Raw genomic sequence first — 19439 nt, forward strand, 5'->3', positions numbered from 1 at the left:
GGGGCCGGTTCGGGTGGGGTTCCGGCTGCATCGCCGAGTGGGGCTTCCGGTTCTGGAAGGGCCTGGCCCGGCCCGCCGCGGTCGGGCCCGTCTCGGTCGGGCCCGCCGCGGTCGGGCCCGTCCCGTTGTGCCCGCGCCGTCCCACCCCACCATGGTTGATCTTGTGTTGGGTTTTTGTCGGTGGTGGGTGGGACGATCGTCGTGTCCGTTGATCGATGACACCTCTGGCCCGGTGATCCTGATGAGTGCAGCGTCCACGTCTCCTCTTCCTCTGCCTGTTCCCTCGGCCTCGTCGGCGTCGTCGGATGCGTCCGCGCTGATCGGGGTGGATGTGGAGGCCGCGTCGTTGGGGGAGGTGGAGGAGGTGATCTGCCGGTGGGCGGGGCGGATTGCCGCGGCGAGCTGTGGCTGGCTGCTGGCGGTCGCGGCGTTCGACCGCCGCGGTGGCTGGTCGGGGATGGGGATGGGTTCGTGTGCGCACTGGCTGGCCTGGCGGTGCGGTGTCGGCCTGCGTACGGCGCGGGAGCAGGTGGCGACGGCGCGGGCGTTGGAGGGTCTTCCGATGGTGCGGGCGGCGTTCGCGGCGGGCACGGTGTCGTATGCGAAGGTGCGGGCGGTGACCCGGGTCGCCGAGCCCGCGACGGAGGAGCTGTGGCTGGCCCGTGCCCGACGGTGCTCGGCCGGTCAGGTGGAACGGCTGGTCCGTTCCTACCGGCAGGCCAACGGTGATCCGAAGGTTCGGCGGGCCGTACGGCGGGTGGCGTGGACGTTCGACGGCGACGGGATGCTGTGTCTGCGGGCGGTCCTGTCCCCGGACGAGGGCGCCCGGTTGATCGCCGCGTTGGACGCCGCCCGGGCCAGTCTCGAGGACACCACGGCCCTACCCGGCGACCATCCCCCAGCAGACGGCGGCACGGGGGGCGACGTGGGTGAGGTGCCCGCGGATGGGGAGAGGGTCGTGGCGGCGCGGGATCGGCAGCGGGACGCCGACGCGCTGGTCGCGTTGGCCGACGGGTTCCTCGACCGGCCTGCCCCGGGGCTGATGAACCCTGGTCACACCCTGGCCGTGCACCTCACCACCCAGCCCACCCCCACCAGCAGCGACGTCACTGCGGCCGGTGGTGATGGAGAGGCCGGGAGCGACGCGGCGGACCCGAAGGAGGGCCCCGCGGGGGGGCTGCTGGGGGTGGCGCGGATCGGGATCGGGGCGTGGGCGCAGGTCGACGGGGGCGTCGGACTGTCCCGGCAGGTGGTGGAGCGCCTGGGCTGTGACGGGCTGATCCGGGCGTTGCTCACCGACCCGGACGGTAATCCGTTGCATCTCGGTCGGCGGCAGCGTCAGCCCGGGCAGCGGCTTCGTGACGCGGTCTACCTGCGGGACCAGGGGCGCTGCCAGTATCCGGGCTGCGGTCACACCCGCTGGTTGCACCTGCATCACCTCACCTGGTGGGGCCGCGGGGGTGATACCGACATCGACCGGCTGCTGCTGGTCTGTTCGACCCATCACCGGGCGGTGCACGACGACGACATCAGCCTCGGCCGCGACGCGGACGGGACCGTCACCGCGCGGACCGTCGACGGCCGCGTCCTCGTCGAAGCACCACCGGTCCTGCCCGGGCCCGAGCCGGCAGGAACCCTCGCCCGCGCAACCCGCCACATCGACCCCACCACGATCCACACCCGCGACGGAGGACGCCTTATGGCAGGCGGGAGGCGAAGGCGAGCGAGCTCGCCGCGGCAAGGAAGCCCAGCGCGAGGGACAGGCCCAGGAACCAGGTGGTGATCTCCCGGTACTCGGTCCGGTAGCCGATGGAGCTGCCCAGGCCCTTGTAGACCGAGCGCAGCTCGTCGCCGGTGGCGGCCCGGTGGTAGGAGCCCTCGGTCTGGTCGGCGATCTCGTTGAGGGCCTGCTCGTTGACTGGGACGGGCACCTCCTGGCCGCCGACGTCGAGCGTGCCGTCGCTGGTGCCGTAGGCGATGGTGTCGACGGGGACGTGCGCCTGCCGGGCGGCGTCGGTGGCCTGCGTGTTCGGCCGGCCGCGGGTGGTCTCGCCATCGGAGAGCAGGACGATGGCCGCGGGTGGCGGGCTCTGCCCGGCGTCGGAGAACCGCTTGCCGGCGGTGTTGATGGCCTGCAGCGAGGCGAAGATCCCCTCACCGATGGCCGTCGCCGGGCCGAGTTGCAGGCCGCGGATGCCGGCGCGGACCGACTCGCGGTCGGTGGAGGCGGGCACGAGCACCGTCGCGCTGCCGGCGAAGGAGACCAGGCCCAGGTTGATGCGCGGCGGGAGCTGGTCGACGAACGCCTCGGCGCCCTGCTTGGCCGCCTCCAGGCGGTTCGGGGCGATGTCGGTGGCGGCCATCGAGTTCGACACGTCGATGGCCAGGATGATCGTCGCGCGTTCCCGTGGCACCCGCTCGGCGCGGGCCGGCCGGGCCAGCGAGAACACCAGGCCGGCGAGGGTGAGCAGCAGCAGCGCGGCCGGGACGTGGCGGCGCCACCACTGCGGGCGCCGCGGCAGCACCGAGGCCAGCACCGAGGTGGACGACAGGCGGGCCGCGTAGACCCGCCGCCGCGCGGAGACGACGATGTAGGCGACGAGCAGCGCGGCGACGAGCAGGTACAGCCACAGCCAGTGGCCGGCGAGGAAGCTCACCGGGTACCCGCCTGGGCGGGTCGGACCGCCGGGCCGCCGCGACCGACCGGCGCGCGCCGCCCGGCACCGCGGCCGCGCCGGTTCGCGGAGGCGAAGCGGACGATGTCGACGAGCCAGTCCGAGTCGGTGCGCAGGACGAGGTGGTCGGCGCCGACCCGGCGCAGGGCGAGCGAGACCTCCCGGCGGTGCGCCGCGGCGGCCGCGGCGTACCGTTGCCGGAACTTCCGCGAGGAGGTGGGGACCTCCAGCATCGCCCCGGTCTCGGCGTCGACGACGGGCAGCAGGCCGACGGCGGGCAGGGCCAGCTCCAACGGGTCGACGATCTCGATCGCGAGCACCTGGTGGCGGGCGGCGACCACCCGCAGCGGGCGTTCCCAGCCGAGGTCGGTGGACTGGAAGTCCGAGATGACGACGGCGAGGCCGCGCCGGCGCGGCGGCCGCAGCAGGCCCTGCACGGCGGCGGCGAGGTCGGTGGCGGCCGCCGGGTCGGGGCGGCGGTGCGGCCGGTCGTGCGCGGTGCGGGGCAGCGTGAGCAGGCTGCGCAGCAGTGCCCGCAGGCCGTCGCGACCCGGCCGGGCCGGGATGAGCCGCGTGCCGGCCTGGGTGAGCGCGACCGCGCCCATCCGGTTGCCGGTGCGGGCGGTGAGGAAACCGACGGCGGCGGTGGCGGCGACCGCGAGGTCGCGCTTCTCCCAGGCGCCGGAGCCGAACTCGCTGCTGGCGCTGAGATCGACCAGAGCCCAGGTCTCCAGCTCCCGGTCGGCGATGAGGTCGTGGACGTGCGGGACGGTGGTGCGGGCGGTGACGGCCCAGTCCATCCGGCGCACGTCGTCGCCGACGGAGTACTCGCGGCTCTCCGCCTTCTCGCTGCCCTGGCCGGGCAGCAGCCCGAGGTGGTCGCCGAGCAGCATCCCGTCGAGGCGGCGCAGCACGGTGAGCTCCAGGCGGCGCAGCGTCCGCTCCACCGCCGGGTCGGAGCCCGGGGTGGCCGCGGCCGGCGTCGTCACAGCGGGCCCCGGTCGAGGTACTCCGGGAAGCCCGAGCGCGGGTTGGTGCCCCAGCCGCCGGTGTTCGGCCCGACAGGCCCGGTGGGGTAGGGGGCCTGCTGGCGCGGCGCCACCTGCGGCGGCTGGACGGTCTCCAGGATGCGGGCGGCGATCGCGTCCGCGGTCAGCCCCTCGGCCAGCGCCTCGTAGGACAGCACCAGCCGGTGCGGCAGCACGTCCAGGGCGACGGCGACCACGTCGTCCGGCACCACGTAGTCGCGCCCGCGCAGCAGGCCGAGCGCCCTGGCGGCGGCGACCAGGCCGAGGGAGGCGCGCGGCGAGGCGCCGTAGGCGAGGTGGCCGGCCAGCTCCGGCAACCCGGCCTCGGCCGGTGCCCGGGTGGCGAGCACCAGCCGCACCGCGAACTCGGTGATGGCGTGGTGGACGAACACGTTGTCGGCCCGCGCCTGTAGCCGCTCCAGCACCTTCGGGCCGAGGACGCGCTCGGGGACCGGCGGCGACACACCCATCCGCCGGACGATCTCCAGCTCCTCGGTGGGGCTGGGGTAGGGCACGTTGACCTTCATGAGGAACCGGTCGCGCTGGGCCTCGGGCAGCGGGTAGACACCCTCGGACTCGATCGGGTTCTGGGTGGCCAGCACCAGGAACGGCCGGGGTAGCCGGTGGGTGGCCCCGCCGAGCGAGACCTGCTTTTCGGACATGACCTCCAGCAGCGCCGACTGCACCTTCGCGGGCGCGCGGTTGATCTCGTCGGCCAGCACGAAGTTGGCGAAGACCGGCCCGAGCTCGACGTCGAACGCCTCCTGGCTGGCCCGGTAGATGCGGGCGCCCACGATGTCCGAGGGCACGAGGTCGTTGGTGAACTGGATCCGGACGAACGAGCCGCCGACCACCGTGGCCAGGGTCTGCACCGCCAGCGTCTTGGCCACCCCGGGCACGCCCTCGAGCAGGCAGTGCCCGCGGGCGAGCAGCGCGACGAGCATGCGCTCGACCATGCGGTCCTGCCCGACGATCACTTTCTTGATCTCGAACAGGGCGCGCTCGAGCAGCGCCGCGTCCGAGGTGGTGTCCGGGGCGGCGAGGCCGGCCGGGCTCTGCCCATCGTCCATGCCGGTATTCTCCCAGCCCCGGCGCGGAATGGGGCGCCAACGGAGTCGGCACGGCTCGGTTGCAAGCGTCTTCTAAGCCCCTGTTCAGGAACTTTCGGTCGCTGGGCCGGGCTGGGTCGGGGCCTCGGAGCGCAGCGCACGCGAGCGGTAACCGCGATCGGCGCCGAGGATCCGCTCCGCCGCGAGCCGTCCCGAGATGAGCACCATCGGCACGCCGACGCCGGGCCGGGTGCCGCTGCCGGCGAACACCACGTTCGCCAGCCCCGGCGCCATGTTCGCCGGGCGGAACGGGCCGGTCTGGCGGAAGGTGTGGGCGGCGGCGAACGGCGCGCCCGCGGCCATCCCGCGGGCCCGCCAGTCGGCCGGGGTGGTCACCTGCTCCACCTCGATGGCGTCGCCGAAGCCGGCGTAGCCGCGCCGTTCGCAGGTGGCGACGACCTCGTCGCGGTAGCGCGAGCGCAGTACGGACCAGTCCAGGGGCGCGGTGAGGTTCGGCGTCGGGAACAGCACGTAGTAGGCGTGCCCGCCGGCGGGCGCCATCGCCGGTTCGCTGCGCGACGGCGTGGTGACGAGAAACGACGGGTCGCTCATCAGCTCGCCCCGGTCGATGATCTCCGCGAAGGTCCGCCGCCAGGCGTGGCCGAAGTGGATGGTGTGGTGCGCCGTGTGCGGGTACTCCGCCCGCGCGCCGGCCAGCAGCAGGAAGCACGACGGGGAGTAGCGCAGCCGGCGCAGCCGGGCCGGCGCCGCCGCCGGCGGCAGCAGCTCGGCGTAGGCGATCGGCAGGTCCGGGTTGAGGACCACCACGTCCGCGCCGATGCGCTCGCCGGCGGTGGTGTGCACCGCCACCGCCCGCCCGCCGTGCACCTCCACCCGGCTCACCGTCGTCTCGTAGCGCACGGTCACTCCGTGCTTGACCGCCGCTGCGGTCATCGCCTCGGCGACGGCGTGCATGCCGCCGGTCGGGTGGTAGACCCCGGCGACGGAGTCCATGTACGAGATGACGGCGTAGAGGGCGAGCGCGTCGTGCGGGGCCAGCCCGGCGTACATCGCCTGGAAGGAGAACATCCGCCGGGTCCGCGGGTCGCGCAGGTGACGGCCGACGACCGTGTCGAGCCGGCGGAAGCCGCCCAGCGCCGCGAGCCGGGCGAGCTGTGGGCGCAGCAGCGACAGCGGCGAGTCCACCTGGGCGTCGATGAAGTGCCGCACCTGGGCCCGGTACATCGCCGTGACCAGGGTGACGAACCGCTCGAAACCGGCGGCCTCCGCCGGGCCGCACAGCGCCCGGATCTGCGCCGCGGTGTCGGCCGGGTCGGCGCGCACGTCCAGCGACGAGCCGTCGGCGAAGAACCCCCGGTACATCGGGTCGAGCCGGGTCAGCGTCAGCCACCGATCGAGGTCCTCGCCGACGCAGTCCAGCGCGTCGGCGATCAGCTCGGGCATGGTCAGTACGGTCGGGCCGGTGTCGAACCGGTAGCCGCCGAGGGTGAGCAGCCCCGCCCGCCCGCCCGGCACCGCCTCGCGCTCCAGCACCGTCACCCGCCGCCCGGCCCCCGCCAGGCGCAGCGCGGCCGACAGCCCCGCGAAGCCCGCCCCGACGATGACGACGTGATCCGTCGGGCCCTCCACCGTGCGCATCCGGCGCCCGCCTCCTCTCCCCGCTCTTCCCGGTCGTCCGCGTTACTGTGCCCGTGCCGTGGCCGCGGTCGCGAGCTCCATCAGCGCGCCGCGGGTGGTGTCGTCCAGATCGGAGCGTGCCAGGACGGCCAGGGCCTGCGCGGTGCGGGCGGCGATCCGCTCCTCGGCTGCGGCCGGTGCGCCGCTGGCCGCGATCAGTTCGCGCGCCTGTTCGACCGCGCCGGGCCGGGCCGGGCGACCGACGAGGTCACGCAGCCGGGCCGCCGCGGCCGGCCGCGCCTGGCGCAGGGCCAGCGCCAGCAGCCCGTTGGGCCGGCCGTCGCGCAGGTCCTCCCCGGCGGGCTTGCCGGTCACCGCCGGGTCGCCGAACACCCCGAGGACGTCGTCGCGGAGCTGGAACGCCTCTCCGAGCGGATGGCCGAACGCCGCGTAGGTCTCCAGCAGGCCGGGACGTGACCCGGCGAGCAGGGCGCCGAGCTGCAACGGTCGGACCACCGTGTAGCCGGCGGTCTTGTAGCGGGCGATCCGCGCGACCCGAGCCGGGTCCACCTGGCCGCCCCCGGCTCCCCCCTGGCTGGCCCCGGGTCCCACCTGGCTGGCGAGGTCGAGGTACTGGCCGGCGACGAGCTCGCCGCGCATCCGCGCGTACGTCGGCCAGGCCCGCGCCAGGGCGCCGGGCGTCAGCCCGCTGGCCATCAGCAGATCGTCCGCCCAGGTCAGGAAGAGATCGCCGAGCAGGATCGCCGCCGAGCGGCCGAAGGTGTCCGGATCGCCGCCGAGCCGGGCCCGCCGGTGCACCAGGGTCAGGCGGCGCTGCGCGCTCGGCGCACCGCGGCGCAGCTGCGAGCCGTCCATCACGTCGTCGTGCACCAGCGCACAGGCGTGTAGCACCTCCAGGGCTGCGGCGGCCGTCACGATCTCGTCGCAGTCCGGCCCGCCGGCGCCCCGCCAGCCCCAGTAACAGAACGCCGGCCGCACCTGCTTGCCCCCGCTGAGCAGCACGTCCTCGGCAACCCGGACGAAGGGGTCGAGATCGGCGTCGATGTCGCGCAGCGCCGCCCCCCGGGCGTCGGCGAACCGGCGCAGTACGGCGGAGACCCGCGGGCGGACATCGGTCATCGGTGACCGGGGTACCGTGCGGTGTGCCCGTGTTCGACACCGCCATCCTGGTGATCGCCGTCGTGCTGCTGGCCGCCGCGGTGGGCGGTCTGTCCCTGTTGCGGATGCCACCCGCCGAGCTGGTTCACACCGTCGACGGTATAGAGGCCGTCGAGGTCATGGTGGCCGCGGGCCGGGTCGAGGTCGCCGAGCGCGACCGCTCTGACGTGCGCGTCGACCTCACGGTGCGGCGCCGGCCCGGCCGCTCGGGTCCCGCGGTGACCACCGGCGGGTCGGTGCTGCGGATCGACGGGCGGCGCAGCGACGTGCGGGTCCGGCTGGCCGTGCCGCCCGGCACGCGGGTGCGCGCCGAGGTGCTCACCGGCGAGATCACCCTGTGGGGTGTGCGCGGGGAGCTGTCGCTGGTCACCCGCGACGGCACGATCGCCGGCCGCGAGCTCGGCGCCGGCCCGGTCGCCGCCCGCAGCCGGGGCGGGGACGTCAACCTGCACTTCAGCGAGCCGCCGGACACGGTCCATGCGCACACCGAGTCCGGTCTTCTGACGGTCATGCTCCCCGACGGCGCGTATGCGGTGGAGGTCGAGACGGGCGATCCCAGCGCGGTCGACGTGGCGCTGGCGCCGACGCCGGGGGCCACGCGGCGGGTGGTGGCCCGCACCGTCGCCGGCCGGGTGCGCATCGGCCTGACCGCCCCGCTGGGGCCGCTGCCGATCTGATGTGCGTTGATGTCACGTGCCGCTCACGCGTGTTTCCGGCACAGGGGTACGTCTCCGGCCGTGGTCCGCGCCGGTCTACTCTCGTCGCATGACGGCGGTTCGGAGTGCGAGCGCGAAACCGGCGACGATGGGGGAGTTCCTCGCCTCCGGGCGTCCCTCGTTCTCGTTCGAGTTCTTCCCGCCCCGCACGCCCGAGGGCGAGCGTCACCTGTGGACCGCCCTGCGCCGGATCGAGGCGCTGCGCCCCTCCTTCGTCTCGGTGACCTACGGCGCGGGCGGCTCGACCCGCGAGGGCACGATCCGGGTGACCGAGCGGATCGCCACCGACACCACCCTCACGCCGATCGCCCACCTCACCGCGGTCAACCACTCCGTCGCCGAGCTGCGGCAGGTGATCGGCAACTACGCGGGCGCGGGCGTGCGCAACGTGATCGCACTGCGCGGCGACCCGCCCGGCGACCCGCAGGGCACCTGGACGGCCCACCCCCAGGGGCTGGAGCACGCCGACGAGCTCGTGCGGCTGGTGAAGTCGGTGGGGGACTTCTGCGTCGGGGTGGCGGCCTTCCCGGACAGGCACCCCCGCTCGCCCGACTTCGACACCGACGCCCGGTACCTGGTGGGCAAGTTCGACGCCGGCGCCGACTACGCCATCACCCAGTTCTTCTTCGGCGCCGACGACTACTTCCGGCTGGTCGAGCGGGTCCGCGCGCTGGGCTGCGACAAGCCGATCATCCCCGGGATCATGCCGGTGACGAACGTGGCGCAGATCGTCCGGATGGCACAGCTGTCCGGTGCCGCCTTCCCGCCCGCGCTGGCCGCCCGGCTGCAGGCCGTCGCGGACGACCCGGCGGCGGTGCGGGCGGTCGGCCTCGAGGTGGCGACCGAGCTGTCCCGCCGCCTGCTCGACGGCGGGGCGCCCGGTCTGCACTTCATCACCCTCAACCGGTCCAGCGCCACGCGGGAGATCTTCGAGGCGGTCCGGTAGGCGGGCGCCTACTCGGGATCGTCGTAGGCTTCGAACACGCACAGCAGCCACTCGTCGCGGAAGGTCTGCTCGCGCTCCAGGGCGAACCCGGCCTGGTTGGCGGTGTCGATCACCGCCGCCACGAGGCCGAGGTCGAGGGTGTTGAAGACCGGGGTGATCCGCACGGCGAGGATCACCTGGTGGCGGTGGGGGGCGAAGACCACCCGCGGGTCGAGGTCGTCGAGGCTCTCCACCACGCCGCTTACCTGCTCGGTCACGTCACTCCCGCCTGGCGGGGCCGGCCTGGCCTCGTCCGTCCGCTCCCATCGGCCGACGTGGCCGCGGCCCGTGGTGGAAGTCCACGCGACTCTACGTCCCCGGGGCGGTGACGTCCCGGACGGGGTCGGCGTCCCGGTCGCGGCTGATGTCCCGGGCAGGATGGACGTTGTGCGCACCCCCGTACCCGACCGCGACACCTATCTCGCGCGCTGGTCGGCCCTGCACGGCGGGTACGACCCGCGGGGCGGGCTGTGGCTGGTGCGCGCCTGGCTGACGCTGGTCCACCGGGTCGCGAGCCCGCTGGCCGCCCGCCGGGTGCCGCCGTCGGCGGTGACCGCGGCGGGGGTGGCGGTCACGGCGCTCGCGCTGCCGGCCGCCGCGGCCGGGGGCCGCTGGCCGCTGCTGGCGGTGGTGGTGATGCTGCTCGGGGGCGTCGCCGACAGCCTCGACGGAGCCGTGGCCGTCCTGACCGGTCGGGCGAGTGCCTGGGGTTACGTGCTGGACTCGGTCGCCGACCGCTGCGGCGACGCGCTGTACCTGGTCGCGCTGTGGTACGTCGGGGCGCCGGGCGGTCTGCTCGTCGCCGCCGGATGCGCGCTGGGGCTGCTGGAGTACACCCGGGCGCGGGCCGGCAGTGCCGGCTTCCGGGAGATCGGCGTCGTGACGATCGGTGAGCGGCCGACGCGGCTCATCGTCGCCGCGTTCGGGCTGGCGGGGGCCGGCATCGTCCCCGGCCTGGCCGGTTTTGCCGGGACGGTGGCGGCAGGCGCGACGCTCGCGGTCTGCGTGGTCGGCCTCGGCCAGCTCATGCTCACTCTGCGTGCCCTCCTGCTGGGCGCGCCCCCACCCCGTGACTAGCCGGGTGACGACAGCCGGGTGACGGGCGCGTTGTTCGGACCTCCGTCCATTCCTTCGTGCCGAGGGCGGCGCCCGCTTCTGCGGTCGTGCGCGAACAGACCGTATGCGAGAGATCTGTTCAGTATGCGGACAGTTTTGATGGTCGTCCGACCGGCGGGGTCCGGAAGATCTGGGCGGTCGCGGTTGACCGCGGGTTGCTCGTCGGTCTCCGCCGGTGGTGGTCGCCGGCCCGCGGGCGGCCGACCAGGGGTCGGAGCGTCACCGGCGGAAGCGTGGAAAAGCTGACCAGATGATCCGCATACGCGGATTCTTCTTGGCTTTCCGCCCAGATCTGCGGATTCATCGCTACGATCTGGCCATCCGCTCAGTCGCCGATCGGCCGCGGGCCGCGGCCGCGTGACCGGCGAACTCCGCACCCACGAAAGATTCGGGGAAATGGTGTCGTACCTCGCCCGCAGAGTGTCCCGTCCGCGTGTCGTCGCGATCGTTCTGGCCCTGGCCGCGATCCTCGTCGTCAGCCTGCTGCCGACCTGGCGGGCCGAGGCCGCCACTCCGGCCGCCACCCCGGCCCCCGCTGCGGCCGCCGCGCCCGCCAAGGCAGTCCCGCATCCCCTTCCCACCCTGCCGCCGGGCCGGGTGGTGCTCCTCGGCCGGATCGCGCACCCGGTGCTGCTGACCGTCGCCGATCTCGCCGCGAAGTACCCGCAGCACACCCAGACGGTCTCCTTCCAGAGCGGGGCGGGTCCGCAGACCCACACCTACACCGGCCCCCTGCTCTACGACGTCCTGCAGGCGGCGAAGCCGGCGTTGCGCAGTGACGTGAAGAACGACGCGCTGCGCTACGCCGCGGTCGTCCACGCCAGCGACGGCTACGAGTCGGTCGTCTCGTGGGGCGAGATCGACCCCGGCTTCGCCAACACCGAGGCGCTGCTCGCCGTCACCCAGGACGGCGTGTCGCTGGCGAAGGAGGGGCCCCGCCTGACCGCCCCCGGCGACACCAAGGGCGGCCGGTACGTCTCCGGCGTCACCGCGGTGACGCTGGTCCGCGCCGGGCTGTAGGCCGCGGGCGCCGGGTGAGTCGGGCCGGTCAGGCCGGCCCGACGAGCCCGGCGACGATGCCGGCGGACAACACGACCAGCGGCAGGCCGCCGCCGGGGTGGGTGGACCCGCCGACGAGGAACAGCCCCGGTACCCGGGCGGCGTTCGGTGGACGCAGGAACGCCGCCCGGGCACCGTTCGACGACCCGCCGTAGATCGATCCGCCCACCGAACCGGTGCGCCGCTCCAGGTCCGCCGGGGTGATCGTCTCGTACCACCGCAGCCGGGACCGCACGTCGAACCCGCGGGCGGCGAGGATGTCCAGGACGTGCTGGGCGTAGTGGTCCGCCAGGCCGGGTTCGTCCCAGTCCAGGCCGCGCGCGTCGGGACGCCCCGCCGCGGCGACCGGCGCCGGGGCATGCGGCGCGGCGTTGACGAGGACGAACCACGCCTCGCCGCCCGGCGGCGCGCAGGCCGGGTCCGCCGGGGCGGCGATGTAGACCGCAGGGTCGGCGGCGAGGCGCCCGGCGAACACCGCGTCGAACTCGCCGTCGTAGTCCGCCGGGAAGGTGACCGTGTGGTGGCCCAGCCCCGGCGTGGCGCCGGTCAGGGCCAGCAGCAGCACGAACCCGGACATCGACGGCGTGGCCCGCCCCACGCGGCGCCGCCCGGCCCGGTCGTCCACCAGCCGGCCCCCCGCCCGCCGGGCGTTCTCCGGGCGGCCGTAGAGCGATGCCGCGTCGACGTTGGCGACGACGACGTCGGCGGGCAGCAGGAGGCCGTCGGCGAGTCGCACCGCGTCGACCCGGCCGCCGGGGGTGCGGGTCACCGTCAGCACCCGGGTGTCGAGCAGGATCCGGGCCCCGCGCTCCTCGGCGCGCCGCGCGATCGCCTCGCCCAGCCGGCGCAGCCCGCCCTCCACGTACCACCCGCCGAAGCGGCGTTCGGCGTGTACCACCGAAACCAGGGCGGCCGGGGCGCGCCGGGGATCGGAGCCGGAGTAGGTCGCGTAGCGGTCCAGCACCATCCGTAGGCGGGGGTCGCGCAGGTAGCCGCGGCCCAGGCCGCGCAGGCTGCGGCCGGGGGCGACCGCCGCGACGTCCCCGGGCGAGGCCCAGGCCAGCCGGGCGAGCCCGGCGGCGCGCACCGGGCTGGACAGAAACGGCCCCTCGGCGGCGTCGAAGACCCGCGCCGCCCGGTCGGCCAGGCGTCGCCAGTCGCCGCCGGCGCCGCCGCCGAGGCGTTCGTCGAGCTCGGCGGCGAAGGCGCCGTCGTCCGCGTGCGCGGCCAGGGTCGTGCCGTCGGCGAACCGGTAGGAGGCGATCGGGTCGAGGCGGCGAAGGTCCAGCTCGGCGCGCAACGGTCCGCCGGTCGCGGCGAACAGGTCCTCGAACACGGCGGGCATGGTCAGCAGGGACGGCCCGGTGTCGAAGCCGTAGCCGTCCCGCTCGTACCAGCCGAGCTTCCCGCCGATCCGCGACGACTGCTCGCAGACGGTGACCTCATGCCCCGCGGCGGCCAGGCGGGCCGCGGCGGCCAGCCCGCCCACCCCGGCGCCGATCACCACCACCCGGGCCACGGCGTCGACTCTACGAGCCCGCGCCCCGCGGTTCTCGCCGCGGTGGGGGCGCCGTGACCGATCGGCCCTTCCAGGTCGCGGTACCACGTCGCCGCCGCCACCACGACAGCGCCGTCAGGTATCCCAGCAGGCCGACCGAGACCGGGTGGGCTGCGGCGTCCGGCCAGCTGCGCCCTCCGGTGCGCCGGGCGGCGACCACCCGGCCGGCGACCCCGGCGAGGTAGCCGGCCAGTCCGGCGCGGGAGCCGAGCGCCGCCGCGGCGGCCGGCAGGACGAACAGCCACCACAGCAGGCCGATCTGCGCGGCGCTGGCCGCCGGGCCGCCGCCGGCGGCGGCCAGCGACTTGGCGTAGCCGTCGCGCAGCTCGGCCCAGCCGGCGTACATCCGGTTGGTCACCAGGGCAGAGCCGTCGACGACCACCCCGCGCCCCCCGGAGCGCTTCACCGCCCGCAGCAGGGCGATGTCCTCGAGGATCTGGTCGCGGACCCCGGCGTGCCCGCCAGCCCGCCGGTACGCCGCCGCGTCCACGCACAGGAACTGGCCGCCGGCCGCGGCCAGCGACGGCCGCGGGGACCGCTCGGCCGCCCGCAGCGGCAGCAGGGCCAGCCACGACCAGGTCAGCAGCGGCTGGACGAGCCGCTCGGCCGGGCTCGCCGCGACCTGGCGCGGATACGGTGAGATCAGGTCCAGTCCGCTGGCGCGCAGCAGCAGCACGGCGCGGGCCAGCCCGTCGGCGGCGAGGATCACGTCGGCGTCGACGAAGACCAGCACGGTTCCGGTCGCCGCGGCCGCCCCCCGGGCGCAGGCGTGCGGCTTGCCCAGCCAGCCGGGCGGTGGGCCGGCGCCGCGCAACGCGACGATCCGCCGGTCGCGCCGCGCCCAGCCGGCGAGGATGCGTCCGGTGGCGTCGGTGGAGGCGTCGTCATAGACCACGATCTCCAGATCGGGCACGTCCCGCGCGGCCAGCAGGGCCGCCAGGCAGTCGTCCAGCCGGGCGGCCTCGTCCCGGACCGGCAGGACCACGGACACCCGCTCCGGCACCGGCCGGGCCGGCGGCGCCACGCGCAGCAGCCGGGCGTTCACCGCCGCGTGCACCGCGATGCCCAGGGACGCCACCGCAGCCGCCCCCACCACACCGTCCCGGACCGTCGCCGCTCCGGCTCGGATGATGGCCGCTCCGGCTCGGATGATCGCCGCCCCGGCCGGGACCGCCCTCACCGCCACCCCCACCGCCCGGGATCGTCCGCTCGGCGTTCGGCACGCCAGGGCCGCAGCGCCACGGCCAGCACCACTCCCATCGCGACGCCACCGGTGACCGCGACGCCGGGCTCGCCGAAGAAGGCGAGGTTCGCCAGCACCGACGACAGGTAGGTCCAGGCCAGCAGGGTGAGCGGGATGCGCTCGTCGCCGCGGTCGCTACGGCGGCCGTGGCGGGGACCGTCCGTCGGGTCGGGCAGTGCGAGCAGGATCGCGGTCATGACGGTGCCGACCACCAGCCAGCCGAGGAAGTTCGTCAGCGGGATCCCGTTGAGCGCCGGACCGCCGCCGAGCCAGTGCCAGTGGCCGGCGGTGACCATCTGCGGGTCGAGGAAGAGATCCCAGGTGGCCAGCACCAGGCCGCCGAGGACGGCGGCGCGGACCGGGGCGCGCCGGTGCCGCCGGACCAGGACATAGGTGGGATACGCCATCATCGCCCAGGCCAGCGGCACCACGACGGCGACGCCGCACAGGCGGGGGCCGAGCGAGCCGGCGTAGGCGTAGCGGCCGAACGGGACGCCGGTGTGAACCCCGACCGTCTCCACGGCGAGCCCCCCACCGACGGTCACGGCGAGGAAGCCGGCGGTCCAGAGCGGGCCGCGGGTGGCCAGGGCGTGCGCCGTCGACGCGACGAAGAAGAGCAGGACCGTCACGACGGCCAGCGCGCTGCGCGCGGCGCCGCTGACGAGCGGGTAGGGGATCTGCACCGCCACCGTGGCCAGCACGGGAATCCATCCCCAGATCGGCGCCCGGCGTACAGGCGGTTTGCCCGGGATGCGCCGGCCGACGGGCCGGGCCGACCCGAGCGCCGTGGACGCCGGGCCGTGGAGGGTCACCGCACGGGTGCCGGCTGGTCGGCGTCGCCGGCGCGCTCGCCGTCGGGGCTGGCGGCCGACGGAGCGCGCAGCTCCTTGCCGAGCACCGCGTAGGGGGTGAGCGTCCCGGGGAACTGGAAGTCCGACAGCAGCGGGACGAATCCCTCGCTGGCGTACAACCGGCGCGCCCGGCTGCCGGCGGGTTCGAGCGCGGACAGGGCCGCGGTCCGCTGTGGGACGTCGCGCAGCAGCTCCCGCAGCAGCTGGCGGCCGATCGAGCGGCCCTGGTAGGAGGGCAGCACGTGCAGCTCGACGATCTCGAGGCAGTCGTCGAGCCAGTGCGCCGCGGTGGCCGCCGAGCCGGCCGCGACCGCGTCCACGACGACGTCGTGCCACCACTGGCCGGGCTGGCCGGGCAGCGCGTAGGTGATGCCGACGAGGGTGTCGTCGGGCGTGACGGCGGCGACGGCGAGCAGGTCGCGGCGGTCGAAGTGGCGACGGGCGTGCAGGGCCCGGTCCCGGGCGGCCCGGACGGGGTCGGCCTCGTGATGGTCGAGGAACGCGGCCTTGTAGACACCGATCACATCGTCGAGCCGGGCCCGCATGCGGCTGGGCGACCAGCGGACCACGCTCACGTCCCCGTCGGTCACCGGCGTCGCCTCCTGTCCGTCCCTCGGCGCGTCGACCTGGTCCCGCGAACGGGTCTGGCGAGCCAGGAGGTCGGGGCACACCAACACGTCGCTCGACGATAACGCGCCGGTAGCGGGGCGCGCCGAGCGGCGGGAGTGCCTGCCACGTAACGTCATTACTCTGATGCGCAGGGCGTTTTCCCCGGAAGGCGCGGGAGGCCGATCCGATCGACCGCCATCGCGAGACCCGCACAGCGGGGAACGTCGTCGAGCAGGTCCGCGACCAGGCCGGCGACGGCCGGGGCCTGCACCGCGCCGCCCGCGTTCGTCCCCGCGGCCACCAGGACCCGGCCGGCGTGGCCCGGTAGCGCGGTGACGAGGGGGAGTCCGTCGGGGGTGGCCGGACGTTCGCAGACGCGCACGTCGCGTACGTCAAGGCTGCCGTCGGCCCGCCGCAGCGCCGGAAACAGGCCGGCGATGGCCCGTTCGGCGACGTCCCGCAGCCCGGCGATCCCCGCCGCGGCGGCCTGGCGCTCGGCGGTGCCCAGGTAGCCGAAGCCGCCGCTGACGTGGATGAGCGTGCCGTCGGGTGACAGGGAAATGTTGATCACGCCGAGGGGGTCGCCGGCGTGGATCTTCGCCGGGCGGCGCAGCCCGGGGTTCGGCAGTGTCAGCGACAGGCCGAGCAGGTGGGCCACCGCGCCGGCCCCGGGCCAGGCGGCCCCGAGCAGCCGGTCCAGGTCGCGACCCCCGGCGGTGATCACGACGCGATCCGCCGGCAGCACCGCGCCGTCGTCGAGACGCAGCCGCACCGCGCCGCCACCGGAGTCGAGTTCCCGTACCCGCACGCCGGCGCGTACCTCGACGCCGAGGTCGGTGAGCCGGCCGGCCAGCGCCGTCGCCAGATCGTGGATGTTGACGGCGTAGCCGTCCACCTCGACCGCGCCCGCGATCTCTCGGACGCCGCCCGGCAGCGGCATCGAGGCGGCCAGGCCCGGCCAGTCCCGGGCCAGCGCCGCCCCGGGCAGGCGGACGGCGTCGGTGCCGGCCGTGCGCTGGAGCCGTTCGCCCGCGGCGAGCTCGGCGGCGTCGAGGTAGATCCGGGCCAGCCGGGCGTCCCGGCGCAGGCCGGCCAGCCAGCCCGCGCCGTCGACGGCGAACAGGTGTTCCCATCCGCGCAGCCCCAGCCGGTTGAGAGCGATCACCAGCTCCTGGGCCGTCGCGTGCAGGCCCGGCCGGTCGGTGCCCCGGTCGAACGCCGCCGACCAGGCGAGCTCGGCCGCGCTCAGGGACGCGGGGTCGCGCAGCCGCCAGCCGCCGTCCGCCGGGCCGCGGTCGAGGACGCCGGCCCGGCCGGCATCCGCCGGCGGCAGGGTCTCGGTCGCCGACAGGTGCCGCGCGTTGGCTCCGCCGAACGTCGTGCCCTGCCGGTCCGGATCCGCGCGATCCGCCGGCGCGGCGTCGAGCACCCGGATCCGGCGGTGGCCCCGCAGCCGCAGCAGCAGCGCGACGGTGAGTCCGACGATCCCGCCGCCGACGACCACCACGCCGTGGCCGCCCGCGGCGGGATCGTCGGGTGCCGGGTCCTCGTCGACCCGGCGGTCGGTGTCCCGGCCCGGGCCGGGAGGGTCGGATCGCGGTCCGAACAGGTCGGCGCCGGTCAGCTCGTCCAGGTCCGCCCGGCCGACCACGGCGAACATGGCCTGATCCAGATCGTCGTCGCAGGCGGCGGAGCGCATCGCCGCGGAGCACAGGGTGAACCCGGGGCGCGGGGCGCCGCCGTCGCCGTCGATCCGCGTGGCCAACAGCTCCCGCACCGCGGCGAGCAGCCGGGGGGCGTTGTCGAGGACGACGGCGAGATCACGCCGGTCGTAGGCGTCGAGCAGGGCGCGCTCGGCGAACACCTCGGGCTCGCTGACCGAGACGATCCGTTCGCCCGTGAACGCCTTGAGCACCCGCTCGTCGATCAGGTCGACGGTCGCCCAGGGCCCGGCGTGGACCAGCGGCACGGCGACGGCGACCGCGTCGGCGACCTCGAGGACCTCCTCCACGGTGCGGGCGACGCGCACCCGGTCGGCGGGCAGCCGGTGATGACGCGCCCAGGCGCCCACCGACGCGGGCTCGGCGACGAGGGAGGGGGAGTGCACGACCAGGCGCCAGCCCCGCGCGGCGCCGTCTCGGGCCACCCGTCCGTTGATGTTGCCGGCGCCGAGTAGCCCGAGGACGCCGGGCCGATCCCGCGCGGGCGACGCCGCCGCGCCGTCGGCGGGGCCGAACAGCCGGTCGGCCACGAACCGGGCGACGTGACGGGCGTTGACCTCCGGGGTGTTGCGCACCTCGATCCGTAGCCGGGCGGCGGCGGTGGTGTCGACGGCGGCCAGCGAGGTGCCGCGGCGGACGAGCAGGAGCTCGCGGTCGGCGTCGGACTGCGGCGAGCCCACGTGAACCGGACCGCCCGCAGGGACCGGACCGCCCGCAGGGACCGGACCGCCCGCAGGGACCGGACCGCCCGCAGGGACCGGGCCGCCCGCGCGGACCGCCGCGGCCCATCGTTGCAGGGTCGCGGCGTCGACCGCGTTCGCGCCGACGACCAGGGTCTGCGGGCGCAGTTCGACCAGCGCGTCGGCGAGTTCGGCCGGGCGGGCGGCCAGCTCCGGGCGAAGGACCACGCTGGCGGCCCGGGTGAGCAGGTCCGCCGCGCGGGCGCCCACCGCCGTGGCGATCAGTATCCGGCGGTGGGGGACGGAGCCGTGCGCAACCGGGGGGTGCGGTCCTGGGCCGCGGGGCGTCGCTTCGGGGGGTGCCTGGCCTGCGGACACCTGGGCACGTGCCTGGTCACGGGACATCGGCATGCGGTTCGCTTCATCCGGTTCGTCGGGCTGCCTCATCCGGTTCGCCGCCGGACCTCCCCACCGTGGCGGACGTCCGTCAACGGGTTGTCAAACCGTCGGACCCGGTGCCGGCCCGGGGCGGGGCGGGCGTACACGGCACCTTCAACGAGCCGTCAACGTCGGGTCGGGGAGCAGGGCCAGCAGCGGATCGCGTCCGCCAAGCGTGCCGCGGGAGCCGAGCACCGCGAACCGCGCGAACAGCTCCTCGCTGTACCAGCCGACCTCGGGGGTCCGACGGACGACCTCGCTGTGCGCCGGCCGGCCGTAGGCGAACCGGCGCAGCGAGGCCGCGTCCTGCCAGAGGCTGAACGTCCCCTTCAGCCCGATCGGCGCCTCACCGATCCCGGCCGCGAACAGCAGCCCCTCGGCCCGGGCGAGGTCCGCGACCACCGGCGGGACCGCCCGGCGGAAGGTGAGCGCGTGCCGGGGAGCGACCCGGGCCCGGGTGATCACCGCGACCTTCGTGCCCGCGGCGGTGGCGGTCGGCGCGGCCGCAGCCGTGAAGTCGCCGAACGGCTCCCGCCGCGACCACCGCCCGCGCGAGGACAGCGGGTGCAGGTCGATGCGCCACCGCTCCTCGGCCAGCACCGACCAGGCCCGCACCTGCGCGGACCGCTCGAACGACCGGGCCGCCGACGGCGTCTCCCAGACCGAGACCATCGCCCACTGGCAGGGGTCGGCGCCGCGCAGGCCGAGGCTGCTCGCCGAGCCGGTGCCGAGCAGCTTGGCGAACGTCAACCCGGTGACGTGCCGCAGCGCGGAACGGTCGGCGGCGACCCGGGCCAGGGCGTGGCCGATCCGGCGGCGGGGGACCCGCCAGAAGTCGACGGTCACCAGCAGGGCGGCGGGGTTGGCCGGATTCATCGGGACCGCCGTTCGCAT

At 75.5% G+C, this 19439-nt stretch carries 17 protein-coding genes; 5 read left to right on the top strand and 12 right to left on the bottom strand.

Features of this window, described 5'->3' with window-relative positions; all coding sequences use genetic code 11:
* The first annotated feature begins 241 nt into the window (after window positions 1–241).
* On the top strand, window positions 242–1783 hold the full coding sequence (locus FRAAL_RS09410) for an HNH endonuclease (RefSeq protein WP_083866988.1): 1542 nt from the start codon (window positions 242–244) through the stop codon (window positions 1781–1783).
* On the opposite strand, the gene FRAAL_RS09415 is transcribed toward FRAAL_RS09410, so the two are convergent.
* The 5 genes from FRAAL_RS09415 to FRAAL_RS09435 all read right to left on the bottom strand — a co-directional run bounded on the left by FRAAL_RS09415 (window position 1698) and on the right by FRAAL_RS09435 (window position 7530).
* Window positions 1698–2657 (bottom strand): VWA domain-containing protein, encoded by a 960-nt coding sequence (locus FRAAL_RS09415; RefSeq protein WP_011603322.1) that lies wholly within the window; start codon window positions 2655–2657, stop codon window positions 1698–1700. The two genes, FRAAL_RS09410 and FRAAL_RS09415, sit on opposite strands and share 86 nt — an antisense overlap.
* A complete protein-coding gene (locus tag FRAAL_RS09420; protein ID WP_011603323.1) occupies window positions 2654–3664 on the bottom strand; it encodes a DUF58 domain-containing protein in 1011 nt (336 codons plus the stop codon). Before FRAAL_RS09420 ends, FRAAL_RS09415 begins: the two co-directional genes overlap by 4 nt.
* A complete protein-coding gene (locus FRAAL_RS09425; RefSeq protein ID WP_011603324.1) occupies window positions 3661–4773 on the bottom strand; it encodes an AAA family ATPase in 1113 nt (370 codons plus the stop codon). Before FRAAL_RS09425 ends, FRAAL_RS09420 begins: the two co-directional genes overlap by 4 nt.
* A gap of 84 nt (window positions 4774–4857) precedes the next feature.
* Complete coding sequence (gene crtI / locus FRAAL_RS09430; protein ID WP_011603325.1) at window positions 4858–6411, bottom strand: phytoene desaturase family protein; 1554 nt, start codon at window positions 6409–6411, stop codon at window positions 4858–4860.
* A 42-nt stretch (window positions 6412–6453) separates the two neighbouring features.
* Window positions 6454–7530 carry a polyprenyl synthetase family protein gene (locus FRAAL_RS09435; protein ID WP_011603326.1) on the bottom strand — a complete coding sequence of 359 codons (1077 nt, stop codon included), beginning with the start codon at window positions 7528–7530 and terminating at the stop codon, window positions 6454–6456.
* A 2-nt stretch (window positions 7531–7532) separates the two neighbouring features.
* Between FRAAL_RS09435 and FRAAL_RS09440 the strand changes: the two genes are divergently transcribed.
* Window positions 7533–8246 (top strand): DUF4097 family beta strand repeat-containing protein, encoded by a 714-nt coding sequence (locus FRAAL_RS09440; RefSeq protein WP_011603327.1) that lies wholly within the window; start codon window positions 7533–7535, stop codon window positions 8244–8246.
* 88 nt (window positions 8247–8334) lie between these two features.
* Window positions 8335–9231, top strand: a complete 897-nt coding sequence (metF, locus tag FRAAL_RS09445) for a methylenetetrahydrofolate reductase [NAD(P)H] (protein ID WP_041939066.1) — start codon at window positions 8335–8337, stop codon at window positions 9229–9231.
* An 8-nt stretch (window positions 9232–9239) separates the two neighbouring features.
* On the opposite strand, the gene FRAAL_RS09450 is transcribed toward metF, so the two are convergent.
* Window positions 9240–9488: a hypothetical protein gene (locus FRAAL_RS09450; RefSeq protein ID WP_011603329.1), complete on the bottom strand. Its 249-nt coding sequence runs from the start codon at window positions 9486–9488 to the stop codon at window positions 9240–9242.
* Between the two features lie 160 nt (window positions 9489–9648).
* On the opposite strand from FRAAL_RS09450, the gene FRAAL_RS09455 reads away from it, so the two are divergent.
* Window positions 9649–10347 (top strand): CDP-alcohol phosphatidyltransferase family protein, encoded by a 699-nt coding sequence (locus FRAAL_RS09455; RefSeq protein WP_041939067.1) that lies wholly within the window; start codon window positions 9649–9651, stop codon window positions 10345–10347.
* Between the two features lie 459 nt (window positions 10348–10806).
* Window positions 10807–11406 (top strand): molybdopterin-binding protein, encoded by a 600-nt coding sequence (locus FRAAL_RS09460; protein WP_011603332.1) that lies wholly within the window; start codon window positions 10807–10809, stop codon window positions 11404–11406.
* A 28-nt stretch (window positions 11407–11434) separates the two neighbouring features.
* Here FRAAL_RS09460 and FRAAL_RS09465 read toward each other — a convergent pair whose 3' ends face one another.
* The 6 genes from FRAAL_RS09465 to FRAAL_RS09490 all read right to left on the bottom strand — a co-directional run bounded on the left by FRAAL_RS09465 (window position 11435) and on the right by FRAAL_RS09490 (window position 19439).
* Window positions 11435–12964, bottom strand: a complete 1530-nt coding sequence (locus FRAAL_RS09465; protein WP_041939068.1) for a phytoene desaturase family protein — start codon at window positions 12962–12964, stop codon at window positions 11435–11437.
* A gap of 10 nt (window positions 12965–12974) precedes the next feature.
* Window positions 12975–14183, bottom strand: a complete 1209-nt coding sequence (locus tag FRAAL_RS09470; RefSeq protein ID WP_231861590.1) for a glycosyltransferase family 2 protein — start codon at window positions 14181–14183, stop codon at window positions 12975–12977.
* Window positions 14180–14947: a bisanhydrobacterioruberin hydratase CruF gene (gene cruF, locus FRAAL_RS09475; protein ID WP_011603335.1), complete on the bottom strand. Its 768-nt coding sequence runs from the start codon at window positions 14945–14947 to the stop codon at window positions 14180–14182. Before cruF ends, FRAAL_RS09470 begins: the two co-directional genes overlap by 4 nt.
* Window positions 14948–15054: 107 nt before the next feature.
* A complete protein-coding gene (locus FRAAL_RS09480; protein ID WP_050997347.1) occupies window positions 15055–15642 on the bottom strand; it encodes a GNAT family N-acetyltransferase in 588 nt (195 codons plus the stop codon).
* Between the two features lie 200 nt (window positions 15643–15842).
* Window positions 15843–18377 carry an FAD-binding oxidoreductase gene (locus tag FRAAL_RS09485; RefSeq protein ID WP_231861592.1) on the bottom strand — a complete coding sequence of 845 codons (2535 nt, stop codon included), beginning with the start codon at window positions 18375–18377 and terminating at the stop codon, window positions 15843–15845.
* Window positions 18378–18659: 282 nt separating this feature from the next.
* Window positions 18660–19439: a spheroidene monooxygenase gene (locus tag FRAAL_RS09490; RefSeq protein ID WP_157892024.1), complete on the bottom strand. Its 780-nt coding sequence runs from the start codon at window positions 19437–19439 to the stop codon at window positions 18660–18662.

This window comes from Frankia alni ACN14a, assembly GCF_000058485.1.
Lineage (GTDB): Bacteria > Actinomycetota > Actinomycetes > Frankiales > Frankiaceae > Frankia > Frankia alni.

Coding starts and splice junctions, on each gene's coding strand:
- FRAAL_RS09425 (WP_011603324.1), bottom strand. CDS start 4,773: ATGGACGATGGGCAGAGCCCGGCCGGCCTCGCCGCCCCGGACACCACC.
- FRAAL_RS09435 (WP_011603326.1), bottom strand. CDS start 7,530: ATGACCGATGTCCGCCCGCGGGTCTCCGCCGTACTGCGCCGGTTCGCC.
- FRAAL_RS09410 (WP_083866988.1), top strand. CDS start 242: ATGAGTGCAGCGTCCACGTCTCCTCTTCCTCTGCCTGTTCCCTCGGCC.
- metF (WP_041939066.1), top strand. CDS start 8,335: ATGACGGCGGTTCGGAGTGCGAGCGCGAAACCGGCGACGATGGGGGAG.
- FRAAL_RS09455 (WP_041939067.1), top strand. CDS start 9,649: ATGGACGTTGTGCGCACCCCCGTACCCGACCGCGACACCTATCTCGCG.
- FRAAL_RS09480 (WP_050997347.1), bottom strand. CDS start 15,642: ATGCGGGCCCGGCTCGACGATGTGATCGGTGTCTACAAGGCCGCGTTC.
- FRAAL_RS09490 (WP_157892024.1), bottom strand. CDS start 19,439: ATGCGAACGGCGGTCCCGATGAATCCGGCCAACCCCGCCGCCCTGCTG.
- crtI (WP_011603325.1), bottom strand. CDS start 6,411: ATGCGCACGGTGGAGGGCCCGACGGATCACGTCGTCATCGTCGGGGCG.